Here is a 24,109-nt window from a genome sequence, read left to right as displayed (position 1 = left end):
GGAAGGCCTGATGGCCACCGACCGGAACCGCCTCACCTGGACCTTCGTCGTCACCTGCCTCGCCGCCTTCATGACCTCCCTGGACAACCTGGTGGTCACGATGGCGCTCCCGTCGATCCGCGAGCACCTCCACGCCAGCCTGGCCGAGCTGGAATGGACCGTTAACGCCTACGCAAGTAGTACGTCGTAGCAACGTTCGACCTGGGTCGATACGCCCGCTTGCTCTTGCAAGCGGGTCTTTTCGTTTGTTCGGGGTCTAGCTGTCGCCTGTCGACTGGCGGGGGCTGAGGCTGCGTCCACGTCCGGGTCGGCTCGCCATCCACGCCTCGAACGTCGACTTGCGCCACCGAGGACGGTCGGGCGCGGGCTCGTCGTCGGGTGGGGGCATGCGCCCCTCGGCCCGGTACCGACGCAAGGTGCTCGGCTGGACTCCAGCCAGTTCGGCAAGCTGGCTGTAGCTGAGCAACGGGTCGTCGTCGGTCACGCCGCGATCTTACGTTTCCCGAAAATGATGGCGCGCCGCGTTGTATCATTTGGTTATTGGCGGTCCCGGCGGGTGTTCCACCACCACACCGGGACCTTGATCACTACCTGCGTGAACAGGGAGATGACCCGTGACCAGTATTCCGCCTTCAGATGACCGTGACCCGTACCGGGGCCGACCGTTCGTGACGATTGAGCCTCGGCCCCATGGCGTCTATGACTTGGGTGTGCGGGCGGGCGCTACGCTGCGGGACCTCGTCAACGTGACGGCGACCCTGCCGCGCGTCGTCTACATCGACCACCGGACGATGGTCCGGAATGGCACCGACGTCATACTGCGGTTCCGATCGGCGACTGACGGCGCGCTACCGGCGGATCCGGGAGGGTGGGTACCAACCCGCGAAGTACCGGGTCATGGGGGGTGGACCCCCTATCAGGACGGTCTGCACACGCTTCTGGTGACCATGCCTGAGGGCCCGACCGGTGAGCGGCTGTGGGATGAACTGCTGGGCCTCGACCCCCGGAGCGTCGTGGCGCTGGCGGACATGGTCCGCAATCGGCGCAACGCGCGGATGTAGCTCTCGGCTGTCGGTTCTGCGGCCGGTATCCCGTGCTCGGGGTACCGGCCGTTTGGCGTTGATCGGCTGCGTTCACAACGTATAGCGAAGTTGCGACAATTGATCTACCGAACAAAGCGGCCCGGGTCGGTGCTCGAACACCGAATCCGGGCCTGGTCCCACACCTGAGAGAGCAGGGCGGAACCTGTGAAGAGCGTACGCGAGAACGCAGAATCAGACGTGACGATCGGTAGGGGAACGGCGGCGGCCGTGGAGGTGCCCTCCCGGACTGTTCCGAACGGGACGGACGTCGTGGTGGTGGCACCTGGGGTGCGGCTGCGGATGGGTGCGCCGGATGCTGCCTGGGGATGGGTGGTGCTCGGCGCGGCCTGCCTGGATGCGGCGGCGGAAGTGCTGTGGCCTGCCTGGGCTAGTGAGGGTCCGGACGGGTGGGTTGACTGGGAAGACATGGTGTCTGCGGAGCGGGCGGCGGCGTTGCGCTCGATAGCCGAATCGGCGATCGGGGCGGCGATGTCGACCGGTCCGGCGCGGCGTCGGCGGTGGTGGCGGTGGTGACCCGGGCCATGAGCTTTGTTCGGGATGACGTCCCTGTCGTGGAGCGGGCGATACAGCGAACCGCGTTCGTGACCCTGTGCCGTAACCGGGGCTGGCTGGTCGGTCCGACGGTGCATCAGCAGCGGGAAGGGCTGTGGGCCTGGTCGCTTGTCCTCCGGAAGCTACAGGCGGAGCGCTGCGCCCTGGTCGCGGTCGACAGCATCGACCGGATCGCGTCGACGGAAGTCGGACGGGTCGCGGTCCTGGCCCTGCTCGACCGTGAGAACGTCCGGCTCGTGGCCATCCGCGACGGAATCGACACGGCAGACACGGATGGGCGGGCGCTCGTGCAAGATCTGATCAGCGCTCCGGGACCACGTCCACTGATCAGACAGTGACCAGTCAGGATCGGGTCCGGTAGCTCGGAGAGGACCGGACCCGATCCTGATCTTCATAACAGACCCTGGCCTGAGGTGATCTCCTCCGTCGGACCGGCGGGCTTCAGCCCTATCCCGGGTTCTCCTGCCCGTGCAAGGGCGCCGACGCTCCGTAACCGGGCTGGTCGTCGTGCGCCCTTGCGCGGGTGGGGGGTTCCGGGATTGCCTACGGCGCCGGTTTGGCGGAGGCGATCACCGGTGCCGTGCGGCTCCTCCCCCTCCTCCAGAGCGTCCGGTCGGGGTCTGGGGCGGCGCCCCAGGAAACACCAGCGAGACGTGCACCTTTGAGTCTGACAGTCGGTGGCGTGGGGGCTGACGCTCCGACGGGCCGACGCATCCGACACACCCGGCGGGCCGACGCACCGGTGGGGAGCCGACCGAAGGGAGGCGGGGCCCCACCGCGTGCGGCGAGCCTGCCGGGCGTGGCGAGTGCGGCGCGCGCGGCGTGTGCGGCAGGTCACACGCGCGCGCCGTAGGCGTGCCTTGAAACCGTACAGAAGATTGACGATGAAGATCATGATCTAGCCGCGCCATGTCTCCCGGATGCCTGGCTACGGTGCCTCTATGCTGGCGTCCATGGACTTTAGAGACTTGGGCGAACAGCGGCGAATGCGGCGACCATCGGTAGAGGCTGACGAACTAGAAGACGAAGTTGCAAGCCTGACTGGAAGCTTCAATCTCAGCGGAGCCAGGTTGGCGGGCGAGCAATCCGGAATCCGTGGCGAAGGGTCCATATCACGGTCCATTCTGGCTGGATGCGAACTCTCGGGCGCGACGCTTGGGCCACTTAGCTGCAGCGATGTAAGATTTGAGGTAGTCGACCTCTCCAACTCTTCGTGGATCAAAACTGTAATCCGCCGAGCAGAATTCTCGGGCTGCAAAGCAGTTGGCTGGTCGGCTCAATTCGAGCGTATTGAGGATGTCGCATTCATCAACTGTCGGATGGATTTCTGTTCATGGGAAATTGAAAAGGTATCCGGTCTAGTTCTCTTTGAGGGATGCACTTTTCGGGACGCCGAATTTATGGGGCGGATGGATGGTTTTGTTTTTCGTGACTGCAAGCTAGATAAAATGCGGTTTGATGCCGCCTCGGCCGAAGGGAGCGATCTCCGGAACGCCGAACTGAGGGGCGTTAGTGGCCTCACAACAATGAGAGGTGCCAGGATTAGTCTGGAGCAGACCGGCGAAGCCGGCGTAATTCTTGCGGAAGAAATAGGAATTTCGGTGGAGTAAAGGCCCTCCGCGCCTACTTTCTACCTTTCTTGTCCCAATTGTCCCAACTTGGACTACTGTCAAATTTCCGCGAACTCTTGCCCCAGTTGTCCCAGGACGGACGATTATCGAATTTCGGATGCGGCGCCTGCTGCCCACCGGGGGGACCTGGCCAATTACTAGCGCGCGCGCAAATTTTCTCACCTACCGCGTCGAACAGGGCGATTTTACTATTGCGACAGTAGCTCGTTTCCGTGCCGTCAAGTCGTCCGTGTTCGAAGTGTCGATTCGAGGCATGGCCACCGCGGCAAAAGTCGAAGATTCTACACGATTCGCGGCAGTTCGCGATTCCACGAGCGTATTCGTGTACCCAACTCGATTGCTGTCCGGTTGCGATGATCTGGTGGAACGGCTGATCTAAAACGTTGCCACTGGCGAATTCGCCGTGGCGAGGCGAAGAATATCCGGATAGCTCGGGAGAATGAAGCGTAACCTTACCCTCCCACGAGACAGTGGGAAACGGATCGGCCAGTGGAAACCCTCGATCTCGATTTGGGATCAACGCGTAGTCCCTGATACGCTCGAACTCGCGTACGGGAATTGCCGGTTCGGACTGCCACGCCTCCCAAAGCGCCGTCCAAAACCCTTTGATTGCGTGATCCACGAAATGGTGGTCCCTCCGATTTTCCCCTTCGCGTTCCTCGATATTTACGGCCAGTGAACGCGATCCTAGTGAAACCGAGAAGCTGTAAAGTTCCTCCGCGCGTCGCGGATTCGGGTCTGAAACGACGGCGATCATGTCGTACGGTACGCCTCGACCTCGGAGAACTTCAATTCCGGAAACGATGCGATCGTACACCTCGCGGCCCGAGTAGTCCTGGCGTTGCGTGTTGGCCGATCGCTCACCATCGATGCTGATTCCGATGTGAATCTTTTGGCTCTCGAAGAAGTCTACCCACTGTTGATCGATGAGTGTCGCATTTGTCTGAACACTATGTTTGGTTGTGCCCGGAAAGCAATCCATGAGGTGCATTAGAGCGTCTATTCCTGCAGTTAGCGGCTCACCTCCGTGCCAAATTATATTTGATTCGATCGGGCTTTCTGCGTCGTTTGATATCCGAATTCCATCGGCCACCGCGCGGGCGACTGATAATGGCATGAGGTGCTTGGACTTGCGGTTCGGAAGATAGCAATACGAACAGTCTAGGTTACATAGAGGTGTTGGCTGCATTACGACAGTTTCCAGGGCAGGGGACATCATCTCTCCTTACGGTTGGAAACGAGGAAATGTCTTTGCAGGTAGGTGGATCCTGTACCTACCTCGGGAGTGCGCGGATCTGGGTGAATGCTTCTATCTCGGCCGCGGTGTCGCGCGCGATAGGTGAGCCGTGGTGGCGTGCGTCACTCAGAGCTGCCTGTACCCGTTGAACGTTGGCCACGATGCCATACAACCGCTGGTGCGGTGGGAGATCGAGCACTGGGCGGAGGGCGTCGCGGGCTCCGTCAACGTCACCTCGACGGGCACGGGCAAGACCTAGGTCAATCCGTGCGCCAGCGAAATTGCCCAGCTTGACCGCGCCGACCGGCGTCCCGGTGAAGGCTGTCACGGCGCTCATCGCGGCTTCTTCGGCTGCGATAGCATCTGGTAGGAGCGAGAGCGCATCGGCAGCGACAAAGAGGCTGTCCGGGGTGGACAACGTTACCTGGCCTCCGATCTCGTCGAGTTCATCGGGCTGCATTAGCGCCTTGACGCGGGTGGCCTCGGTTAGAGCGGTCTGCGCTGCCTCCGTATTCCCGATGGCTGCTTGGGCGCGGGCCTCTCGCAATGCGCGCCCAAGCGCCGATGACCCCCTCGCGGTGGCCGCGTCGGCAGATGCAAGCTGGACGAATCGGAGAGACTCGTGATGCCATCCGGCCCATCGCGCTATGGAGCACTGCTCGTTGCGGAGCCAGACGCGCAATCCGGCATGTCCGGCTCGGTCTGCGCATAGAAGCGCGGTCCGTGTCTGGCTCATGGCGGCGTCTATCTGGCCGAGGTCAAGACTCGCATGGGCAAGCAGGCCGCAGACGACACCTGTGAGAAAATATAGATCGCGTACCTGATCAGGCTGGGTTGGGCCGTCGAGATAGCGGAAGGCAAAGCGCTGTGTGGTGCTGAGGGCCGGCAGCAGCGCTGGACCACCGTCGGCAGGGTACGAGTGGGCGATACGGCGTACCTCGTTGTAGAGCAACGTCACGACCTCGGGGCCGGCGTCGGCTGCCTGCGCGTGTGCGAAGAAGCGAGCGGTTTCATCTGCGGCCATGAGACTCAGCCCTTCCGGCGCTGCCGTGTCGGGAGACGAGCCGCTGTGGCTCCTCTCCCTACCAGGGTAGGCAGCAAGGGCGCCTGTCTGTGGCACCGATCGGACCGGAACGTGGGCGGGTGACTCGCGGGCAGGTGGTGCGAAGAGAACCTCGACGCTCTGATCGAAGATCGTTTCCAGAATCAGGCAGGCTGAGGGGTATGGGTGGGTCTTGAGCGTCCCGGCCAACCAGCGCTTCGCCTGGCGTTCCCCTACCTCATCCGCCTTAAGGTTGATCGACCGTGCGGTGGCGGTGTACTCGCGAAGGAAGTCCTGGACGGTCCAACGGCGCTCGTGGATGAGCTGCGCGAGGAGCGTGCGGGAAGTATTCACTGACGGCGGTGTCATGGGCGCGTTCTCTCGGCTGGACGGCAGAGGACGAACAGCGGTGCCTCGCCATGGTGGCCGCGCAGTGCCGAAATGTCACGTGCTGCGGCCTGGAAGTCACGCAAGGACACCTTGAAGTCATGCTGCTCCGAATCGGCGCGGTCGAGGTCACGTAGAAGTCATGGGAACGGCCACTACGGCGACTCATCCGGACGCAGATAGTCATCAGTGACGGTTCTGGTCGGGGTTGGGGATGGCCCCTCCGGCTGGGGCCGTGCCAGGGGCATGCAGGTGCTTGTTCCGATAGCTGGTGCCTGCGTGTTTCCTGTGGCGGTCCCGGGTGTGGCGTCGGACCACACACATCCATGTTCTAGCTGTGCCCGGGGCTGCCGTCCTGGCAGGTGGCATCGGCTTCCTGTGTCCGGAGACTTTGGGGGTGTGTGTGAAGACGTATGACCCGTTGATGGCACTGGGCAGGGAGTTCCCGTTGCCGTCGTGGGGTGGTGAGCCTCTGGTGTGGCGTCGGGCGTCGGGCGCGGGGTCGTCGGCGTTGGAGGTCGCGTCGGTATGCGGGCTGGGCGTGGCGTTGCGGGAGGCCGGTCGCGCGGAAGTTCCGCCGCTGCTGGTGCCTGCGGTCGAGTGGTCGGCGTTCGTGGAAGCGCTAGGGGCCGCGGAGTTCCCGGACCTGACGGATCCGGGAGGTGGCGACGGACCATGGGACGGGGACGGTGACGACGAAACGTGGGAGTGGGGAGACGATGACGACTACCGCCCCGTGGCCGATGACGATGAGTCGTACCAATGACGACCAACCTTCGATCGGGTCCGGGGATTCTGATCCATCCCGGGGGGTTGGTCACTCCGGTCGGAGCATGGGCGCTGGTGGTGCCCGCGGTTCACGTGGTGGCGCCGTTCATGAACCGGCGGGAGGTGGCGGAGTACGCAGAGATGCAGCGGACGCCGGAGTACCGGGTGTTGCCGTTTCTGGCTCGGGGGGTGGTCGCGACTCTGTGATGGATCCGTACAGGCGTCCGGGGCCGGGTGACTGGTGAGGGGGTCCGCGCTGCTGACGGCTGCGGGCTGGGAGCTGCAGGTCGGTGATCTTCCGGATCTGGTGCATGAACGATATGACGGGTTGATCGTCGGCCTGCATGTTCCTTGGCCACTCCGGCGGCTCGATGGAGTATCCGAGCTGCTGCCGTTCGGGCTGGGGCGGGTAGAGCGTGATCTGATGGGGACGGCGATGGAGATTTCTTCGTCGGCCTGGGTGGGTCTGGTTCTGGTGCATCGGGATGGGACTCAGCTGACAGGGTCGCGGGTCGCGTGGGCTGTGGGGACGGAGCTGCGTCGTCGCTATCTGGAGACTGGTGGTGCGCCTGGGATCGTGATGACAGCTTCCGATCCGAGTATGGGTGTGATCCCGGATGGGGTTACGTTCACCGCTCATCGAGTCCTACTGAGGAAGTACGGAACGCTGAGCCGGATGTATGTCTGGGAGGCGCGGGTACCGGCGACGGTTTCTGGGTCGGCACTATAAAAGGGGGTCGTGTTCTTGGGATACGCGAGAAGGAATCGTCTGGAGTTCGATGCCCGCGAGTTGGAATTCCTAGAGATTCCCGACGATGACGGGCTGGTTTTGGGTGGGCTGGAACGCTGGCAGGGACTGGAGGCTAGTCCGGTCGTAGCGGGCTGGGACTTCTTGGCGATGGAGCCGGAGGAGCTTCTAGGGGCTGCCGCTGGAATGCTGCAGCTGAGTTTTGTCGGCGTGATCGTGATGCATCTCACGACGATACCGCTACCCGATACGGCGCTGGCGACTCGGGTGGGCGCGATTCAGCGGTATGTAAGAATGTGCGATGGCGACCATGGAAAGCTTCTGGTCGCTGGTGCGCAGATCGTGGGCGATGAGGTGCCGGATGGCCTGAAGGTTTCCTGTCTCCCTGCTCGGGTTCGCGACCCGGACGGCTGGAAGGAGAAGAACGTTTTCGAGTTCACGTTTTCACCGGACGTGACGTCGATGTCCGAATAGGCTGGTGATGCCCGTACGCTGTTCTAAGTGTACGACGCCGTGTGTCCGTGAAAGCTGACGGCCCCGCTGACCTTTCCCCGCGTGATCGGTCTCGCCCGATCGCGTGTGGACGTGGTCCGGGGCCGTCGTCGTTCATGCGGGTCTGGGTTTGGGTTGGTAGGCGCTGGCTGGTGGGGGTGGCGCTGCGGGTGCGGGTGTGGCGGAATGGGCGGTGCCGAGGACGTCGGCGTTCGGGGTGGCGCGGGGATGTGGTCGCGGCATCGGGGATGGCACGCGGCGGATGATCTCGGCGGCGAGCAGGAGCGTGATGGCCGGTTCGTGGCGGCGTTGGAAGCTTGGTCCGGTTATGGGCGTCGCGGGGTTGGTGCTGTAGAGGCGGGCCGCGTGTTCGCGCCGGGTCTCGATGCCTCCTCGGACGCGGGTGCTGTCGCCGTGAAGATCCAACAGGTGACGCGCGATGGTGCGTTCGGGTTCACCGAGTGCGGCCACGGCGGCGCAGATGATCGTGTGTGCCTGGGTGAGGTGGTCCAGGCGTGTCCGGTCGTCGTCGGCTGGTCCTGGGGCGCGGCCTGTGACGAGTCGGATGGTGTCCTCGGCGTGGGGGCTGTGGAGCAACGTGGCGGCGTAGCGGATGCCGGGCCTGTAGAGGCGGCGGAGCAGATCCGTGAGGGCGTCGATCGTGGTGGGTCCGGTCGTGGTCACGGGGGCGTGGGGTCCTGTCCGGGTTTTGTCGTGGTCCTGTCGGCCTTCCCGCATGGAATCGTCTGACTACTGATCGTGTCAAGGTTTCGTCCGGGTCTGGTCCGGTTGGTGTCGGTGCTCCGGGTCCGGCTCGTTGCTGGCGTCCGGGTTTCGTCGTGCATTCCGGCGTGAAAGTACGTGCTGCCGGTACTGTTTTTGTCTGGCTGTCTGGCGTCAGGATTTCGGTTGTGGAGCTGACCGGCTCCGCGTTCCGAGAGGACGGATTCCTGATGGCGCGGCATGCGCGTAGGCGGTCGTCGCTGTGGCGGTTTTTCGCCATGGCCTGTGGGGCGATGTGCGGGCTTTACCTGGTGCTGGCGGGGTTGGAATGGGCGATTGAGTCCGCGCCGTATCTGGTCGCGGGTCTGCTTGTGGTGGCGATCGCGGTGGTGGTGGCGCGATGAGCGGGGAGAAGACGAGTCGGCGTCAGACGGTCGTGATCTGGCTGGCGCTGGTGTCGTTGAGCGTCGTGGTTTCGGCGGTCGTGAGTGCCTCGACGCTGGTGGTTTTGACGGTGGTGGATCGGGCGCTGTCGGGCCCGGGGGTGTCGGTGTCGGTGCCGACGTCGGGTGAGGTGGGGGTGTCGTGGTGACGGTTCCGGATGTGGCGGACCTGTGGGTGGCTCTGGATGGTGCTGTGCGTCGCGGGGCTGACGCGGGTGCGTTGATTGCCTACGCGCCGGACGTGGTCAGGTTGCTGGTGGGGGACGGCGGGTTGCCGCTGGTCGTGCGGGCCGTGGCGGCGGAAGGGCTGCTGCGGGCGGGTGCGGGGCGTCTGCCGGCTCGGCAGGGCGCGGCGGTGGGGATCTTGTTCGGGTTGACGGACACGATGCGCGGTCAGCCGTTGGGGGTGCGGCGTCGGCGGGCTGCGGGGGTGCTGCATCTGTCGCCGTGGACGTTGCAGAAGCCCCGGCACCGGGATGCGCTGGTGGTGGCGCTGGCCGGTGAGACGCTGCGGTTCCTCGTCGACTCGGGGAGTGACGGCGGGGGCTCGTAGAAGGCGGTTCCGCGGTTTCCGTGTGTGCCCGCGGCATGGTCGCCTGTTTTTCTCTCGACTGGTTCCGGTGAATGTTCACGATGTGGATGGACGTTCTTCGGGCTGTTTCGGGAACGGTCGTGTCGCGGGATTCCTGGTGTGTTTCAGGTCAGGGTTCGACGTTTTGGAGGTAGCAGGAAATGCGCGTTATTCCGGTTGACGTGACAGCGTTCACGATCATGTTGGCGATGGGTCCGGCGGCTCCGGTGATGGAGCAGGACAACCGGGGCAAGGAGTCGCAGAAGGCTAACGCGGACGGTGAGCTGATGTTTCAGGTGCCGATCGTTTTCGGGTCGGCTGACGGGCCGGCGAGTGTGGTCACGGTGAAGGTGGCCGGTTCGGCGCCCACTGTGCAGGTGGGTGCGCCGGTTGTGATCACGGGTCTGGTGGGGCGGGTGTGGGAGATGGGCTCCCGGCATGGCGTGTCGTTCTCCGCGAAGTCGATCAAGCCGGCGTCGGGGGCGGGTTCGAAGGGCTGACCGGCGTGGGGGTGGTGGCCTGCTTCGGTGGGTCGCCACCCCCGTCCGTTTCTGCGTCGTCTGATCGGGCCGTTCATGAGGGGTGGTGGTGGTGATGCCGGTGTTGCAGGTGCGTCCGGGAAGGCTGCGGCCGGACACGTTCCGGCTGCGGATGCGGCCGTCTGTTCCTGAGCTGGTGGTGCGGTACGGCGTTCGGCTGGTGGTGGGGTGGCGCCGTGAGCTGGGGGTGTTGGTCGGTGCTCTCTGGTTGTGGGGGCAGCTGGCGGGGCTGGTCGGTGCGGATGGTGCTCGGGTGCTGCTGGGTGTGGCGGTGCTGGCGGTGGCGGTGGTGGGCCGGTGGCGTCGCGCGGTGCTGGGCTGGCTGGGGGTCGGGCGGCTGCGGCGGCGCTGGGCTGCGGCGTGTCGGGCGGCGGGGCTGGAAATTGGGGGGCGGACGCCGCGGGTGTGGCGGGTACGGCGGACGGCTGCGGGTGCGGTGATGCGGGTGCGGGTCCGGGATGGGCAGGAGGTGGCGGATCTGCAGCGTCATGCGTTGCGGCTGGCGGCGGCGATGGGTGGCCGGGGCCTGCGGGTGGTGCCGGATCTGGAGCATGCGGGGCGGGCGGATGTGGTGCTGACGACCCGTGAGGCGCTCGGGGAGCTGGTGACGGCGGAGGATCTCGACGCCGATGGCGAGGGCGCGTCGGGGTTGGACGCGGTCGTGGTGGGCCGGCGTGAGGATGGCGGGCCGTGGCTGCTGCGGGTGCGTGGGTCTCATGTGCTGGTCGCGGGTGCGTCGGGGGCGGGTAAGGGTTCGGTTCTGTGGTCAATTCTTCGCGGGCTCGGTCCGCATATCCATGCGGGGCTGGTGCGGATTTGGGCAGCTGATCCCAAGGGTGGGATGGAGCTGGGGTTCGGTGAGCCGTTGTTCGAGCGGTTCGCCACGGACATCGGTGGGATCGCGGACCTGTTGGAAGACGCGGTGGCGGCGATGAATCGGCGTACGGGTTGGCTGCGGGGCCGGTCCCGGCTGCACAAGCCCACGACCAAAGAGCCCCTGATCGTGGTGATGGTCGATGAGATCGCGGCATTGACCGCGTATGCGACGGATCGGGAGGCGAAGCAGAAGATCTCGGCGGCGTTGTCGCTGTTGCTGTCCCAGGGCAGGGCGGTCGGGGTGGTGGTGATCGGGGCGGTGCAGGACCCGCGTAAGGAGGTCCTGCCGTTCCGGGACCTGTTCCAGACCCGCGTTGCCCTGCGGATGGGTGCCAGCGAGGTCGGGTTGGTTCTCGGTGACGATGCGTATACGCGGGGTGCGTGGACGGACCGTATCCCGATGTCGTTGCCCGGGGTTGGCTATGTGCTGGTCGATGGTGATCCGACACCGGTCCGGGTCCGGGCCGCATACGTCGATGACGGTGAGATTCACACGATGGCGGCGCGGTGGGGTCAAGCGCCGGACTGGGCGCCTGCGGCCTGGTCGGCTTTGCCGGGCGGGGGTGTCCCGACGCCCACGTTGCCGATGTTGGGGCGGCCGGTGCGGCCGATAGCCCCACCCCCAGCTTCGCCTGCGGCTGCGGCGGGTCCTGTGGCTGCTGCTCCTCCTGGGTCTGTTGCGGGGCCGGCGGCGGCTGGCTGGGTGCCGGACGTGGGTGAGTACCGGCCGGACGAGGACACGACGGTGCCGCTGCGGGCGTGGACGCCTGAGCCGCCTCGGGCGTTGCCGCCGGTCCCTCCAGCGGATTTCGACGACGGCGGTCCTGAGGCTGAGGCGATGTGGGACCGGTTCGTTAACCGTCGCACCGACCGGGATCAGGGCTAACCCCTCTTTCTCCTTTCTTCTCGTGTGGCTGTGACCGGCCTGGGTTTGTGCTGTCCCGGGCCGGTCCCGGTCATGCCCTGACCAGGAAGATGATCATGAGTGAGGCGGTTGCGGGTCGGCCGGTCGCGGGTGGGTGTTCCCGTCCGATTCGCCTGTCCGGCCATGTCGATCATGTGGATACGGGGACTGGTGAGGTGCGGCGGGCGCTGTCCGGGGCGGATCTTCCGGGCGGGGTCTTGCATGTGAGGTGCAACAACCGGCGGGAGAGTGCCTGTCCGGCGTGTTCGGCGGTTTACAAGCGGGATTCCAGGCGGCTGGTCCTGGCCGGGCTGGCGGGCGGCAAGGGCGTTCCGGATTCGGTGAGCGGCCATCCGGCGTGGTTCGTCACGTTGACGGCTCCGAGCTTCGGGCCGGTGCATTCCCGCCGTCAGCAGGGCGGTAACGGCGGTCGGGTGCGGGCGTGTCACCCTCGGCGGGGCCTGTGTCCGCACGGGGAACCGGCGGGCTGCCACGAACGGCATCATGAGGCGGATTCGCGGCTCGGGTCGGCGTTGTGCGTGGACTGCTACCAGTACGGCCGGAGCGTGGTGTGGAACGCGCTCGTTCCGAAGCTGTGGAAGGCCACCCGCGACGGGATGGAATCCGCGGTGGCGGCGGCTGCGGGTCTGACCGTGGCGGGGCTGCGGCGCTCGGCGCGGATGTCGTTCGTGAAAGTGGCTGAGATGCAGTCGCGGGGCGTGGTGCATCTGCATGTGGTGATCAGGGTGGACGGTCCCGGCGGGCCGGGGTCGGCTCCACCGGCTTGGGCGGCGGGTGAGCTGGTCGCGGACACGCTGCGGGACGTGGTCGGGTCGGTGGCTGTGCGGGCACCCGATCCTGACCCGCTCGGCACCTCGACCGACGACGGGTGGGAGGTGCGCTGGGGTGTCCAGGTCGATATCCGGCGGATCACGGTGGACGGTGCGGCGGCCGGCGGCGCGGTCGCTAACTACCTCGCGAAGTACATCACTAAAAGTGCTGGCGGCGGTGCATTGGATCATCCCGTGCGGTCGCTGGCCGCGCTGGAGCGGCTGACGCTGCCTGCGCACCTGCGCCGGCTGGTGGAGACGTGTTGGCGGCTCGGCAAGGATGCGGCGTTCAGCTCGGCGTTGGATGAGGCGCTTGGTCGGGAGTCCGGCGACGTTCCGCGTCTGCTGCGGTGGGCCCACCAGGCGGGTTTCGGCGGCCACTGGCTGACGAAATCGCGGGCCTACTCGACGACGTTCACCAGCCTACGGTCGGCGCGGCGGGTGTGGTCCCGGACTCTCGGGGCCGCGTTGTCGGGGCATCCGCTGGTGGATGCGTTCGGCCGTGTCGACGGTGACCCTGCCACGGACGTGATCGGAACGTGGGCCTATGCGGGTCGGGGACTGCAGCTGGGGCGGGCTGATCCGTCGGGGCTGTCATCGGCACGGGCGGCTAGTAGCCCGGTCGGCACTGGGTCGGCTGAGAGATGAGTACCGGCTCGGTCCAACCGTCGTTGTTCGATGACCTCGACGACTCCGGTTCGGGCTCGGTGGAGCCGGGTGGGCTGGTGGTCGGCCCTGATATGAGCGCCGAAGGCGCCGCTTGTTCTTCGTCTTGTTCTTCGTCGTTGGGGGTGGTGGCTGGTGGCGGTGCGGGTGAGGTGACGGTAGTCGTGGTGGCGGGGGTGGGTGGGTGGGCTGCACCTCGACCGGCGTTGGCGCGGGAGCCTCGGCGCGGTGTTGGTGGTGAGGCGGGAAAGGCTGGTGGTTCCGGGGGTGCACGGGCTACTGGTCCTGGCCGACGGCGTGGCCGGACCGCGACGCAGCCTCGTTCCTGCTCGTCAGGTGGGGAATCTGCCGCGTCAGATATTGACGATGAGGCGGCGGCCGATGCCCGGTGGATCGCGGCACAGCTCGCACGGGCACCGGAACCATCGGCGTTGATGGCGGCTGCGATCGTGACTGCGCTGACACCGAAACCTGGGCGGACCGACAGCGGCTAGGCAGGTCCGGGATGACGCCACTGGATGTCCAGTCGATCACGCAACGGAAGATCCTTCCCGGGAATCACGATGATCCGCTCAATGATCGTTGACAGGACACGTCGTTTCTCCGTGAGCGTGCCATGGCGCCACAGCCTGAGTGCTTCTGCTCCGTCAAGCACGGTCACGAGACGCGCGCGGCGGGCTAGCTCGGTGTCGATCTTTCGTAGGCGGGTTTCAATCTGTGCCTCGAGCTGGCCACCCAACCGCAAGCTGATCTCCTTCTCGGCGATCGCGCGGGGGAGATCGGCAAGTTCCCGTTCTTTCTCGGTCCGCTCGGCCTTCAGCGCGTCGGCGTCCTGTACCTCTCCTGCCTTCTCCCAATCTCGGCGCACTAGGTAGGCGTCGATCAGGCGGGTCATCAGGGCGTCGGCTGCGTCGACGTTGATGTGGAACGACTGGTCACATTCAAGGTGGTAGTGGCTCTTGCCGAGGCGATGCCGCCAGAGGGCATTCTTGCGGGGAGAGTTCTTCAGTAGTGATCGTTTGCATTTGTGGCAGACGTAGTAGCCGGCGAACGTGGCCTTGACCGCTGTTCCGGTGCCTTTACGGGTCTTCACGACCTCCAGCGCTGCGCACGTCTCCCGCCATTCCTCCTCGGTGAGGATTGCGGGGAAGTTCGACATCGGGCCTATCACTGTCCAGCCCTCACGTACGTTTCCTGTCGCGTACAGTCCGGCGATCCGGGGGTTACGCAGCATTGCCGAGAGGCTGGCCCGTGCCAGTACGCCTGACTCCCTGGTGTCATCCGGTCCTGAGGACCGGTGCGGCACACGCAGTCCACGGTCATAGAAGTCATCCGCGATCTTGAGGACTGCTTCCCCTTCGCGGACCCGCTGCGCGGCCTCGCGCAACCATCGGGCCTGCTCCTCATCGACGGACCACACGGTAACGATCTTCTTGTGCTTCCGGGTGAGCGTGGAGCGCCACCCGAACCCAACCGGCCCGCCCTGGAACTCTAGGGCTTCTCGCTTGGCTTCCTTCTTCCTTTTGATCAGCTCCGACTTCAGGCCGGAATCGCTGACGGACTTCCCCACGGCGCCGTGCCAGGCGTCCCTGTCTCGCTGCCGGCGGAAGTCGTAGACGGTGGCCTTCTCGCCATCGGTGATGATCAACCGGGCGCCGGCGTCCTCCATGATCTTGCCGAACTGTGCGCCGGCCACCGGATGACGAGTGATCCGGCTTTCCTCCCATGCCACGACCGTCCGGTATTTCCCGGTGCGCAGAACTGACAGGAACAGCTCGAACTCCGGACGAACCACGTCTTCACGCCACGCCGAAATGCCGTCGTCGGCCCATGCCATGGCGATCCAGTAGTCACCAGTCAAGGCGGCATACCGCTGACCTCGGTCGAACTGGTCCGGTATGCGGGCGTCGTTGTCGGCGTCGGACATACGCCCGTACCACAGGGCGGGGTCGGCGTGCGGCCACTGAGGCATGGGCATCAACGGAGGAAAGTCCATACATGCGATGCTATGACGTACTACATGCCTACACCCTCAGCTTCGCCGTCCTCCTGCTGCCCGCGGCGGCGCTGGGGGACAGGCTCGGCCGGCGCCGTGTCTTCGCCGCCGGGCTGACGATCTTCACCGTGGCCAGCGCCGCCGCCGCACTGGCACCGGGCGTCGGCACGCTCATCGCTGCCCGGGCCGTGCAGGGAGTCGGTGGGGCGATCGTGCTGCCGCTGTCGATGACCCTGCTGTCGGCCGCGGTCCCGGCAGAGCGCCGCGGCGCCGCACTGGGCATCTGGGGCGCGGTCTCCGGCCTGGCCATCGCGCTCGGGCCGCTGGTCGGCGGGGCCATCACGCAGGGCGCGGCCTGGCAGTGGATCTTCTGGGTGAACGTCCCGCTGGGCCTCGCTGTGATCCCCCTGGCCTTCACCCGCCTCACCGAAAGCCGTGAGCCGTCCAGCCGGCTGGACGTCACGGGAACCGTCCTGGTCAGCCTGGGCCTGTTCGGGGTGGTCCTCGGTGTGGTCCGTGGGCAGGACCACGGCTGGACGAGCGCCGGGGTGCTAAGTGCACTGATCGCCGGCGCGGTCGGACTGGTCGCGTTCGTCGCCTGGGAGCTGCGGTCCGAGCGGCGCGGCGGCGCACCGATGCTGCCGGTGAGCCTGTTCCGCCGCCGCGGGTTCGCCGCGGTCAACGCGGTCGCGGTGCTGTTCTCCTTCGGGATGTTCGGATCGATCTTCCTGATCTCCCAGTACCTGCAGAACGTCATGGGCTACTCACCGCTGGGCGCCGGCCTGCGCACCCTGCCCTGGACGGTGATGCCGCTGATCGTCGCGCCGATCGCCGGCCCGCTGTCCGACCGGATCGGCGGGCGCCCGTTGATGGTCACCGGCCTGGCCATGATGACCGCCGGGCTGCTGTGGCTGCGCGCTGACCTGGCCCCCGACACGTCGTTCCTGACCCTTGTCCCCGCCTTCGTCGTCTCCGGCGTCGGCATGGCCCTGTTCTTCGTCCCGGTCGCGAACGTGGTCATGGGGTCGGTTCCGACCGAGTTCGAGGGCGTGGCCTCCGGGGTCAACAACGCTTTCCGTGAGGTCGGCGGCGTCTTCGGTATCGCGGTCCTCGCCTCGGTGTTCGCCGCGGCCGGTGGCTACGCCAGCGCCGCCGACTTCACCGACGGCATCCGCGTCGCCCTGGTCGTCGGCGCGGTCGCGACCGGCGTCGGAACGCTCGGCTCCCTGCTCGTCCCCCGCCACCGGACGTCCCCCGCCGACGAGCTCACCGACCGGACCGACATCCGCACCGACGCACCGGCCCGGAGCCTCGGCTACGAGCCGGCCGGTACCTGACGGCTCCGCGGCCTTCCCGCCGGGGCGGATCCGGTCAGATTGCGAATCCCCGCCACGCCCACGCCCACGCCAACAGCCGGGACGCCGGCCGCCCACGCTGCGGAATATCACCCGCAGCCCGGGCGGCCGGCCCCTGACTTTCAGTGATCCTTCTCCGTATCACCGTCCACGGTCAGGGAAACGCAGGTCTGGGTCGATGAGGGAAAAGGCTCCGTTACCGCCGGGGGCGGAAATAGTTTCTGACCGCATAGGCGGTGGTCTTCGCACCGATCTTCGCACCCTCGATGTCGGCCGTCCGGGTGTGGATGCCACCCCAGATACGGGCCTCGATCACCTCGGCGATGGCCTGCGAGAAGCTCCGGAAATACCGGGTGGTGCCCGAGGCCTCGCTGTAGGCGCTGAAGGCTATGTCGTCCCGGCCGAAGAAGTACGCCAACGCCGACATGCTCGCCGCCGTGAAGCAGGTGTGCCCCGAGGTGAAATCGGGGTGCGGCGGCGTCACGAGCAGCGGCATCCAGTTCGGGTCGGCCGCGGTGGCCGGGTTGCCGTCGGTGTCCGCCAGCTGGATCGCGGTCACCGGCCGCCAGAACATCCAGGCCGCCTTCTCGTTGTAGCAGGCGGTGGTCGCGTCGGCCTCGGAGATGTCCACCATCGCGAACATCCGTGCCGTCTGCAGGACGGTCAGGTGCTGGCCGGTGGCCAGCTGCCGCTTGATCTCCCACTCGCCCAGGTGACGGTCATGCCACCAGATCGCGGCCTGCGTCTGGTCGAGGGTGCGGGTGCTGCTGTTGACCGCGCCGACCTCCTTGACCTCGTTGAGGTCGCGGGCGTACTGGGCGGAGGTCAGCGCGGGTGGGCCGGCGCTGCGGAACATCGACGTACTCGGCAGGAGGAACGGCCTGAGCTTCGCCACCCACGCCGTGTCGGAGGCGTAGGTGGGCGGGGTCGGCCGCCACTGGCCGGGCTCGGTACCCATCGGCCAGGCCGGGTCGCCGAACGCCCCGTCACCCTGGCGCGCCCGGATCATCGCGGCGGCGGTCTGGCTGCCCACCGAGACCCCGCCGCGCTTCGCGGCACTGTCCGGGACGGTCGCCATCCACTCGTCGTACTGTGCCTGCAGACGCGCCTGCTGAGCTGGGAAAAGCGAGCTGAGAACCTGGAAGGCCGCGGTGCCGACCGCCGCGTTCACCGATTCGCGGCCGTTGGTGCGCGGAGCGCTGAGATAGGGCTCGTAGGGGCGCCCGGAGATGGCGTTCACCGCGTCGTAGACCGCTCCGTGCACCATCGCGAAGCTGCGCGCCTGCACCTGCGGCTGCTGCCCGGCCACATCCCAGATCGCGGTCTGCGCGTTACGGTCCCAGACGATGACGGCATTTGGCGAGGTGTTCGCGAACGCGCCCGGCGCGGGCGAGGCGCCGGCCGCGACCGGCACACCGGCGGCAATGAAACCGGCGACGACCGTGCACATTAATTTTCGACGAAATCGACCCGAGCGCACCACAGTTGGTCTCCCTTGCTCGCGGGCAGAAAAGGCGAGAGATGGACAGATGTCCAGCGTGAACTCCGGTCATGATGTCACCACGAGATCAAGGGCGTAGCGCTTTGAAGCGCGACGTGCTGTTTCGGCAGGTCCGGGCGTTACCGCCTTCAGGTATCGGCGTGACGTTCCCCGTTCCCGGCGGAGCCCCGGGTAGCCAGCCGACCAGGCGCTGCGATGGTCCGGCATGCTGGGCGGATGCGTGAAGTGAGTATTCGTGACGACGTCATCCGCCTGGGTCAGTTCCTCAAGCTCGCCGACGTCGTGGAGGCGGGCGCGGAGGTCAGGACAGTGCTGGCCAACGGGGACGTCCAGGTCAACGGCGAGGTCGAGACCCGTCGCGGCCGTCAGCTACGGCGGGGAGACGAGGTCACCCTGGCCGGTGTGCAGCTTCGCGTCGGCTGACCCACCGCCTGCCGCGGCCACGCGCGGGGCGCGGTACGTCGCCGCCCGGCGAACTCCGCCCCGCCGCCCCGGGACCCCGCTGTCCCGGGACCCCGCGGTTCCGCGACCCCGCGGTTCCGCGACCCCGCGGCCTGCGGCCCCGCGGCCTGCGGCCCCTGCTTCGTTCTCGGTGGCTGCGAACGGCGTGTGCCGAAGCGGCGCGCGAGGAACCTGCTCAGCCGCCGAAATCGCCGGCGTTCTGCGGGCGCCAGTCCGCCGACCGCAGCCACGCCCCCATCGTCAGGACCTTCGGGTGCAGGGCGCGCAGGGCCGGCAGATCGGGCTGTTCCATCGCGCCGGAATCGAACCAGGCGAACATCTTCGCGACCTCCTCGTCGAAGGCGCGCAGCTGCTCGAGCGGGGTCTGGTGAAAACGTGCCGGGATTCCGGCCGCCTCGCCGAACCGTTCGGCTATCTCCGAGGCGGCGAGATGGTCGCCCGCGATCACCAGGGTCTGACCGACGAACGCCGCCGGCTCGTCGAACGCCAATGCCGCGAACTCGCCGATGTCGGCCATCGAGATCAGCGGCAGCCGGCTGGACGGGCGCAGGGCGAGGGAGACGACCAGCCCGTTCTCGGTCAGGACGGGGCGGGTGACGGTCGTGAAGTTCTCCATGAAGAACACCGGCCGCAGGACGGTGGCCGGCAGGCCGAGATCCCGGATGTGCGCTTCGACGAGCCCCTTGCTTTCCAGATGCGGAACGCCGGTGTCCTGGTCGGCGCCGGTAACCGAGCTGTAGACGAGGTGGTCGACACCGGCCTGCGCCGCGAGGTCGGCGACGAACTTTCCGCGCCGTACCTCGGACTCGACGTCCGCCAGGCTCACGGTGCCCGAGGTCACGCTGCTCAGCATCAGGAAGACGCCGCTCACGTCCGCCATGGCCGTGCGGATCGATGCCGGGTCGTCCAGATCACCGACGACGAGCCGGGCCCCCGCCGCCTGAAGCGCCCGCGCCGCGGGCCGCTGCGGGTCACGTACCAGCGCGTGCACCTTCCGCCCGCGTCCCAGCAGCGCTCGGGCCACCGCACCGCCCTGCTGTCCGGTCGCGCCGATGACAAGAACTGAATTCTCACGATCATCCATGGGGCGTAAAGCTAGCCACGGTCACCGCCGACAACCTGGTTGCGATGGTGATACCCAGGACTCCTGGACAGCAAGGGGACGAGGATCTATGCACCGCGCCGAACTGGCCACCTTCCTGCGCGCGCGACGGGCAGCCCTGCGGCCCGCGGACGTCGGCCTGCCCGACGGCGTCGGCCAGCGGCGGACTCCCGGCCTGCGCCGCGAGGAGGTGGCCGAGCTGGCCGGGCTCTCGCTCACCTGGTACACGTGGCTGGAGCAGGGCCGCCCGATCGCGGCGTCCGCGCAGGTCGTGGACGCGCTGGCCCGCGCACTGCGGCTCGATGCCGACCAGCACCGGCACCTGCGTGTCCTGGCCGGCCTGCCGGTGCCGCCGGCGCGAACCGCCCCGGACGAGGTCGAGCCCCGGGTCCAGCGCCTCGTCGACGCGACCGCGCCGAACCCGTCCGTCATGTTCGACCGGTACTTCGACTTCATCGCCTGGAACGCCCCGTACGTTCGGATCAGGCATGATCCCGCCGTGTTACCTGAAGGCCGGCGCAATCTGCTGTGGATGATGTTCACGGACAGGGAGAACCGCGCACGAATGCCGTTCTGGGAAGCGGCCGCGCGGGCTGTGCTGAGCCAGTTCCGCGCGGCCGTGGGCCAGCGCCCGGACGACGCCCGGTTCGTGGAGCTGGTCCGTGCGCTGACCGAGGCGAGCCGCGAATTCGGCCAGTGGTGGAACACCTACCCGATCCGGGATTTCAGACCGGCGACGATTTCGATCGACCATCCGGCCACCGGCCGAATCGCCCTGGACGTCTACCAGCTGCGACCGGTGGAATACCCGGACCTTCTGCTGGTCATGCAGGTTCCGACAACCCCCGACGACCTGCGCCGCGCCCTCTCGCTGGTCGACCACTGACCGTACCTCAACTCAACTCAACTCAACTCATCGCAGCGCAGCGCGGTCCTCGCGGTGCCGTTCAGATATCGGCTGCGTTCGGGGGGATGGCGTCGAGGACGGCGAGGGCGTCGCTGAGCATGGTGGCGAGGTCGCCGCCATGGAAGCTCCAGCGTGCGTGTGCGGCGATCATGACTGCCGCGGCGGCGACCGCGAGCATCGTGGGTTGGAGGCTGTCGCGTGCGGTGCCAAGGCGGGTGCTGAGGAAGTCGCCGAGGACCGCGTTGAGTTCCAGGACATTGATGCCGAGCATCACGTTGCTGGCGGCCGGGCTGACCATGGAGATACGGATCCAGCGGGCGACGTCGGTGGTGTCCTCGGCGGCGACGACGTCGTGGACAGCCCATCGGATGGAGCGCATGGGTGGTTCGTCGGCTGCTCGGGCGGCCAACGCGGTGGCGATGGCCTGTGCCCGGCGGCGGACACCGGCGCGCAGAAGATCGTCTTTGGTGGGGAAGTAGCGGTAGAAGGTACGGATGGAGATCCCTGCGGCGGTCGCGATGTCACCTGCGGTCACCGCGTCGAATCCGTGCAGTTCGAACAGGTTGAGGGCGGCGGATTCGACAGCCCGGGCCGCGGCTTCCCGCCGGTCGGCCCGGGCCTGTTCCACATGCGGTGATGTCCTGTACGGACGCTTCGCCGTCCCGCCCGCCACCGTTTCCCCCTGTGCCCGCCTGTGCCTGTGTCCGCGACGGCAGTCTGCGCCGTTTCGACCAGGCTAGCTTCGGGGGCGGCTGGTGGCCGGGGTCAGCTGATGGTGGGCAGGGTCAGGGCGGATCCGCCGGCGCCGGTGGCGATGGCGACGTCGACCGGTGTCGAGTTCTGGGTGAGCATCGACGAGGCGCCGCCGGAGATCCGCAGGGCGATGCGATGGCCTGCGGCGAACTGCCAGTCGTCGGCCCGGATCGGGATGGTGTAGGTGACGGATTCGCCCGCCTGCACCGGCATCGGCACGACGTCGGACGTCCGGTGGCTGGCGCGCAGGAAGCCGTTGTTGACCAGGGTCTGCTTGCCATCGGTGCCGACATCGATCAGTTCGACGTAGAAGTTGGCGTCCGTCCCGGACAGCGTGGCCTTCAGAGTGAGCGTGGAATGGCCGAAGATCGACATTGCCGTGGTGAGTGGGCTGGTCTGGAACAGGACCGACCCGCCGGAGGTCGAAGGATCCTGCGGCTGGTGGAACGTCACGGTTCCGGCCGTTCCGGCTGCTGTGGTCGCGGTGCCGGTGGTGCTCGCGGTGCCGGTGGTGCCGGTGGTGCCGGCAGTGTTGAGGGCGAACGACTGCGTTGCCGTGTCGTTCGGGTCGTAGCCGACGATCTCGCGCCAGCCCGGCGCGGAAGCGGTGGCACCCGCGTAGCTGACGAAGGTTGGCTTGGCCGGGATCGGGACGTCGGGCAGCTGCTTGATCCAGTGGTCGAACCAGGCGAGCACGATTCCGGGGGCGAGCCCGTCGGAGTTGCACAGCGGTCCGCAGTTCGGGTAGGTCAGCGGGAGCAGGTGGGTCCACTGGCCGTAGATTGCCCAGGTCCTGCCCAGGGCGCCCTCGATGTTGGCCAGTTCGCCGGAACGGAAGTACTGGTCGACCCAGCCGCCCATGGTGAACACGGGAACATTGATGGAGTCGTGACGGCCAAGGAATGACCGTGACTGCCAGTAGTCGTCGTAGGTGGGGTGGGCGCGGTTCGTCGCGTACTCGTTGGCGGGGTTGATCACTCCACCGCTCATGAGCTCGGCGGTGCCGGGCCAGTTGTCGATGTCGCCGCCTTCGGTGGCCTTGATGCCACCGGGGTAGATCACATCGTGGTACAGGTCGGACGGAGACTGCAGCGGCGCGATGGCGACGAGGTGCGGGGGCTGGTTGATCGCGGTGGCGTAGGTGGTGTCGCCGCCGTAGCTCTCGCCGGTCATCCCGATCCGGCCGTTGGAGAAGGGCTGCGCCGCCAGCCACTCCACGAGGTCGTAGCCGTCCTTGCCGTCCTGGGCCGACATGGCGTTCTGCCAGGTGCCGCCGGAGCCGCCGACACCACGCAGCGTGCAGACCAGGGCGTTGTAGCCGCGCGTCGCGAAATAGGTCGCCTCACTGTTGACGTAGGTGTCGTGTAACAGCGAGTACGGGGTGAACTCGGTGACGATGCCGGGGAAGGTTCCTGCGGCCGGCGCGCTGCTGGTCGCGGGACGGACCAACGTACAGCTCAGCTGGGTGCCGTCCCGGGTCGGGACCGTGACCTTGGTGGTGATGGACTGGTAGGTGGCCTCGCGGTCGTAGCTCCACCATGCCTTCGTCTGGGCCGACAGCGGCTGCGCGCTGACCGACCCGGACGAAGGCGGCGAGGAAGGCTGCCCAGACAGCTCTCCCGTCGAGATCGGCAGGCAGGCGGACGCCGTCAGCGCGGCGACGGCCAACGCGGCGACCGGAGCGAGGCGACGCAGCGGCGTTCGCCTTGGAGCGGCCATACGAGGCCCCCTTCCATTTGGGTGGCACAGCGTGTCACGCAAATGTGTGCGGGGGCGAGACATCCTTACGACTTGGCCTCCCGCGGATTCGGGCCCCACCGGCCGCCTGGTCGGCGCCTGGCTTGCCCGCCGCGCGGTGGCCTGCACAAAGGCCACCGCCGCAAACGGCCTCGACCAGATATGCGGATACCGGCGCGCATTACCACGAAAGTGCCGCCGGCCGGGATGGATCAGGCCGTCGGCATGCCCGGCCATTCAGCTCACGCATCGTGCTGGCCTGTCGGCCAATCCCGGCGTCCGGCGCTGGTTGGACGCCACCTCGCCAGTGAGATCCCATTGACCGGCCCGGCCCGGACGCGGTCAGCCGCGGGGAAACCGGTCGTTGAAGGTCTCTGCGGCAAGCTGATCGAAGAGCGCCCGGGCGCGTGCGTCCTCGGCGTCCAGGTGCTCATCCATAGCCGTCTCCGCCTCCTCATCGGTGGGAAAGCGCAGACTGTCCAGCGCCGCGCAGTGGCAGGTGACCTGCCACTGGCCGTCGAGGTCCTGGTCGACAGCGGCGCCGGTGCAGCTTTCGTCGCCCAGCAGGAACAGGGGCATGGAGCGGAGCCCCGGCGGCTCCGGGCTCTTCAGAACCACGTCGCACCGTCGATCCGAGAGCGGGTGGCTGTGAACAGCCGAATCGGCTGCGGCCTCAGTCGGATACTCGCCGTTGAGGGCGCCACACCAGCAGTGCACCCACCACCGCTCGTCAGCTCCGCCTGCTTCCACCGCGTTCTCCTCTGCTGCATGGGCCCGCCGGATG

Annotated in this window: 25 protein-coding genes and 1 pseudogene; 16 read left to right on the top strand and 10 right to left on the bottom strand. The window is 67.0% G+C overall.

What is annotated here, in order from left to right; genetic code table 11:
- Nucleotides 1–10: 10 nt before the first annotated feature.
- Nucleotides 11–172: pseudogene (locus ACG83_RS21855) on the top strand (MFS transporter); the annotation flags it as partial.
- Between the two features lie 84 nt (nt 173–256).
- On the opposite strand, the gene ACG83_RS42655 reads toward ACG83_RS21855, so the two are convergent.
- Complete coding sequence (locus ACG83_RS42655) at nt 257–484, bottom strand: MerR family DNA-binding transcriptional regulator (RefSeq protein WP_083473447.1); 228 nt, start codon at nt 482–484, stop codon at nt 257–259.
- Nucleotides 485–710: 226 nt separating this feature from the next.
- Here ACG83_RS42655 and ACG83_RS42650 point away from each other — a divergent pair, with 226 nt between their 5' ends.
- The 4 genes from ACG83_RS42650 to ACG83_RS44390 all read left to right on the top strand — a co-directional run bounded on the left by ACG83_RS42650 (nt 711) and on the right by ACG83_RS44390 (nt 3,265).
- Complete coding sequence (locus tag ACG83_RS42650) at nt 711–1,061, top strand: hypothetical protein (RefSeq protein WP_235498082.1); 351 nt, start codon at nt 711–713, stop codon at nt 1,059–1,061.
- 219 nt (nt 1,062–1,280) lie between these two features.
- Complete coding sequence (locus ACG83_RS21840; protein ID WP_054568111.1) at nt 1,281–1,616, top strand: hypothetical protein; 336 nt, start codon at nt 1,281–1,283, stop codon at nt 1,614–1,616.
- A gap of 8 nt (nt 1,617–1,624) precedes the next feature.
- Complete coding sequence (locus ACG83_RS21835) at nt 1,625–1,993, top strand: hypothetical protein (RefSeq protein ID WP_152991486.1); 369 nt, start codon at nt 1,625–1,627, stop codon at nt 1,991–1,993.
- A 603-nt stretch (nt 1,994–2,596) separates the two neighbouring features.
- A complete protein-coding gene (locus ACG83_RS44390) occupies nt 2,597–3,265 on the top strand; it encodes a pentapeptide repeat-containing protein (RefSeq protein ID WP_161934785.1) in 669 nt (222 codons plus the stop codon).
- A gap of 13 nt (nt 3,266–3,278) precedes the next feature.
- Here ACG83_RS44390 and amcA read toward each other — a convergent pair whose 3' ends face one another.
- Nucleotides 3,279–4,475 carry a multiple cyclophane-containing RiPP AmcA gene (gene amcA / locus ACG83_RS42645; protein ID WP_235498147.1) on the bottom strand — a complete coding sequence of 399 codons (1,197 nt, stop codon included), beginning with the start codon at nt 4,473–4,475 and terminating at the stop codon, nt 3,279–3,281.
- 85 nt (nt 4,476–4,560) lie between these two features.
- Nucleotides 4,561–5,934, bottom strand: a complete 1,374-nt coding sequence (locus tag ACG83_RS21830; RefSeq protein WP_152991484.1) for an XRE family transcriptional regulator — start codon at nt 5,932–5,934, stop codon at nt 4,561–4,563.
- A gap of 421 nt (nt 5,935–6,355) precedes the next feature.
- Here ACG83_RS21830 and ACG83_RS21825 point away from each other — a divergent pair, with 421 nt between their 5' ends.
- On the top strand, nt 6,356–6,718 hold the full coding sequence (locus ACG83_RS21825; RefSeq protein ID WP_054568108.1) for a DUF397 domain-containing protein: 363 nt from the start codon (nt 6,356–6,358) through the stop codon (nt 6,716–6,718).
- Between the two features lie 741 nt (nt 6,719–7,459).
- Nucleotides 7,460–7,942, top strand: coding sequence for a hypothetical protein (locus tag ACG83_RS21815; protein ID WP_054568106.1), 483 nt, complete (start codon nt 7,460–7,462; stop codon nt 7,940–7,942).
- A 132-nt stretch (nt 7,943–8,074) separates the two neighbouring features.
- On the opposite strand, the gene ACG83_RS21810 is transcribed toward ACG83_RS21815, so the two are convergent.
- Nucleotides 8,075–8,644, bottom strand: coding sequence for a hypothetical protein (locus tag ACG83_RS21810; RefSeq protein WP_054568105.1), 570 nt, complete (start codon nt 8,642–8,644; stop codon nt 8,075–8,077).
- A gap of 155 nt (nt 8,645–8,799) precedes the next feature.
- Here ACG83_RS21810 and ACG83_RS45820 point away from each other — a divergent pair, with 155 nt between their 5' ends.
- The 6 genes from ACG83_RS45820 to ACG83_RS21780 all read left to right on the top strand — a co-directional run bounded on the left by ACG83_RS45820 (nt 8,800) and on the right by ACG83_RS21780 (nt 13,494).
- The gene (locus tag ACG83_RS45820; protein ID WP_152991483.1) at nt 8,800–9,087 is read left to right on the top strand and encodes a hypothetical protein; all 288 of its coding nucleotides are present in this window, start codon (nt 8,800–8,802) and stop codon (nt 9,085–9,087) included.
- Nucleotides 9,084–9,275: a hypothetical protein gene (locus ACG83_RS21800; protein WP_054568103.1), complete on the top strand. Its 192-nt coding sequence runs from the start codon at nt 9,084–9,086 to the stop codon at nt 9,273–9,275. The genes ACG83_RS45820 and ACG83_RS21800 overlap by 4 nt, the downstream gene beginning before the upstream one ends.
- Nucleotides 9,269–9,679: a hypothetical protein gene (locus tag ACG83_RS21795; protein ID WP_054568102.1), complete on the top strand. Its 411-nt coding sequence runs from the start codon at nt 9,269–9,271 to the stop codon at nt 9,677–9,679. The genes ACG83_RS21800 and ACG83_RS21795 overlap by 7 nt, the downstream gene beginning before the upstream one ends.
- Nucleotides 9,680–9,858: 179 nt before the next feature.
- On the top strand, nt 9,859–10,197 hold the full coding sequence (locus ACG83_RS21790) for a hypothetical protein (protein ID WP_054568101.1): 339 nt from the start codon (nt 9,859–9,861) through the stop codon (nt 10,195–10,197).
- A gap of 94 nt (nt 10,198–10,291) precedes the next feature.
- Nucleotides 10,292–11,998 (top strand): FtsK/SpoIIIE domain-containing protein, encoded by a 1,707-nt coding sequence (locus tag ACG83_RS21785; RefSeq protein WP_054568547.1) that lies wholly within the window; start codon nt 10,292–10,294, stop codon nt 11,996–11,998.
- 89 nt (nt 11,999–12,087) lie between these two features.
- Nucleotides 12,088–13,494, top strand: a complete 1,407-nt coding sequence (locus ACG83_RS21780) for a replication initiator (protein ID WP_152991482.1) — start codon at nt 12,088–12,090, stop codon at nt 13,492–13,494.
- 508 nt (nt 13,495–14,002) lie between these two features.
- Here the strand turns inward: ACG83_RS21780 and ACG83_RS21775 are convergent.
- Nucleotides 14,003–15,439: a recombinase family protein gene (locus tag ACG83_RS21775; RefSeq protein ID WP_054568100.1), complete on the bottom strand. Its 1,437-nt coding sequence runs from the start codon at nt 15,437–15,439 to the stop codon at nt 14,003–14,005.
- Between the two features lie 71 nt (nt 15,440–15,510).
- Here ACG83_RS21775 and ACG83_RS21770 point away from each other — a divergent pair, with 71 nt between their 5' ends.
- Complete coding sequence (locus ACG83_RS21770; protein ID WP_235498081.1) at nt 15,511–16,845, top strand: DHA2 family efflux MFS transporter permease subunit; 1,335 nt, start codon at nt 15,511–15,513, stop codon at nt 16,843–16,845.
- A 214-nt stretch (nt 16,846–17,059) separates the two neighbouring features.
- On the opposite strand, the gene ACG83_RS21765 is transcribed toward ACG83_RS21770, so the two are convergent.
- Nucleotides 17,060–18,313: a vanadium-dependent haloperoxidase gene (locus ACG83_RS21765; RefSeq protein ID WP_054568099.1), complete on the bottom strand. Its 1,254-nt coding sequence runs from the start codon at nt 18,311–18,313 to the stop codon at nt 17,060–17,062.
- Nucleotides 18,314–18,580: 267 nt separating this feature from the next.
- Between ACG83_RS21765 and ACG83_RS21760 the strand changes: the two genes are divergently transcribed.
- A complete protein-coding gene (locus ACG83_RS21760; RefSeq protein ID WP_193209756.1) occupies nt 18,581–18,787 on the top strand; it encodes an RNA-binding S4 domain-containing protein in 207 nt (68 codons plus the stop codon).
- Between the two features lie 214 nt (nt 18,788–19,001).
- On the opposite strand, the gene ACG83_RS21755 is transcribed toward ACG83_RS21760, so the two are convergent.
- Entirely contained in the window at nt 19,002–19,910 is a 909-nt protein-coding gene (locus tag ACG83_RS21755) for an NmrA/HSCARG family protein (RefSeq protein ID WP_054568097.1), read from the bottom strand.
- 88 nt (nt 19,911–19,998) lie between these two features.
- Between ACG83_RS21755 and ACG83_RS21750 the strand changes: the two genes are divergently transcribed.
- The gene (locus ACG83_RS21750; protein WP_054568096.1) at nt 19,999–20,814 is read left to right on the top strand and encodes a helix-turn-helix transcriptional regulator; all 816 of its coding nucleotides are present in this window, start codon (nt 19,999–20,001) and stop codon (nt 20,812–20,814) included.
- 61 nt (nt 20,815–20,875) lie between these two features.
- On the opposite strand, the gene ACG83_RS21745 is transcribed toward ACG83_RS21750, so the two are convergent.
- The 3 genes from ACG83_RS21745 to ACG83_RS21735 form a co-directional block, all read right to left on the bottom strand.
- On the bottom strand, nt 20,876–21,463 hold the full coding sequence (locus ACG83_RS21745) for a TetR family transcriptional regulator (RefSeq protein WP_235498080.1): 588 nt from the start codon (nt 21,461–21,463) through the stop codon (nt 20,876–20,878).
- 137 nt (nt 21,464–21,600) lie between these two features.
- Entirely contained in the window at nt 21,601–23,307 is a 1,707-nt protein-coding gene (locus tag ACG83_RS21740; protein WP_054568094.1) for a CocE/NonD family hydrolase, read from the bottom strand.
- A 360-nt stretch (nt 23,308–23,667) separates the two neighbouring features.
- Nucleotides 23,668–23,943: a hypothetical protein gene (locus tag ACG83_RS21735; protein WP_200931353.1), complete on the bottom strand. Its 276-nt coding sequence runs from the start codon at nt 23,941–23,943 to the stop codon at nt 23,668–23,670.
- Nucleotides 23,944–24,109 lie beyond the last annotated feature (166 nt).

Origin of the sequence: Frankia sp. R43 (genome assembly GCF_001306465.1) — a bacterium.
GTDB classification, from domain to species: domain Bacteria; phylum Actinomycetota; class Actinomycetes; order Frankiales; family Frankiaceae; genus Parafrankia; species Parafrankia irregularis.
This window is presented reverse-complemented; position numbering and strand designations above follow the sequence as displayed.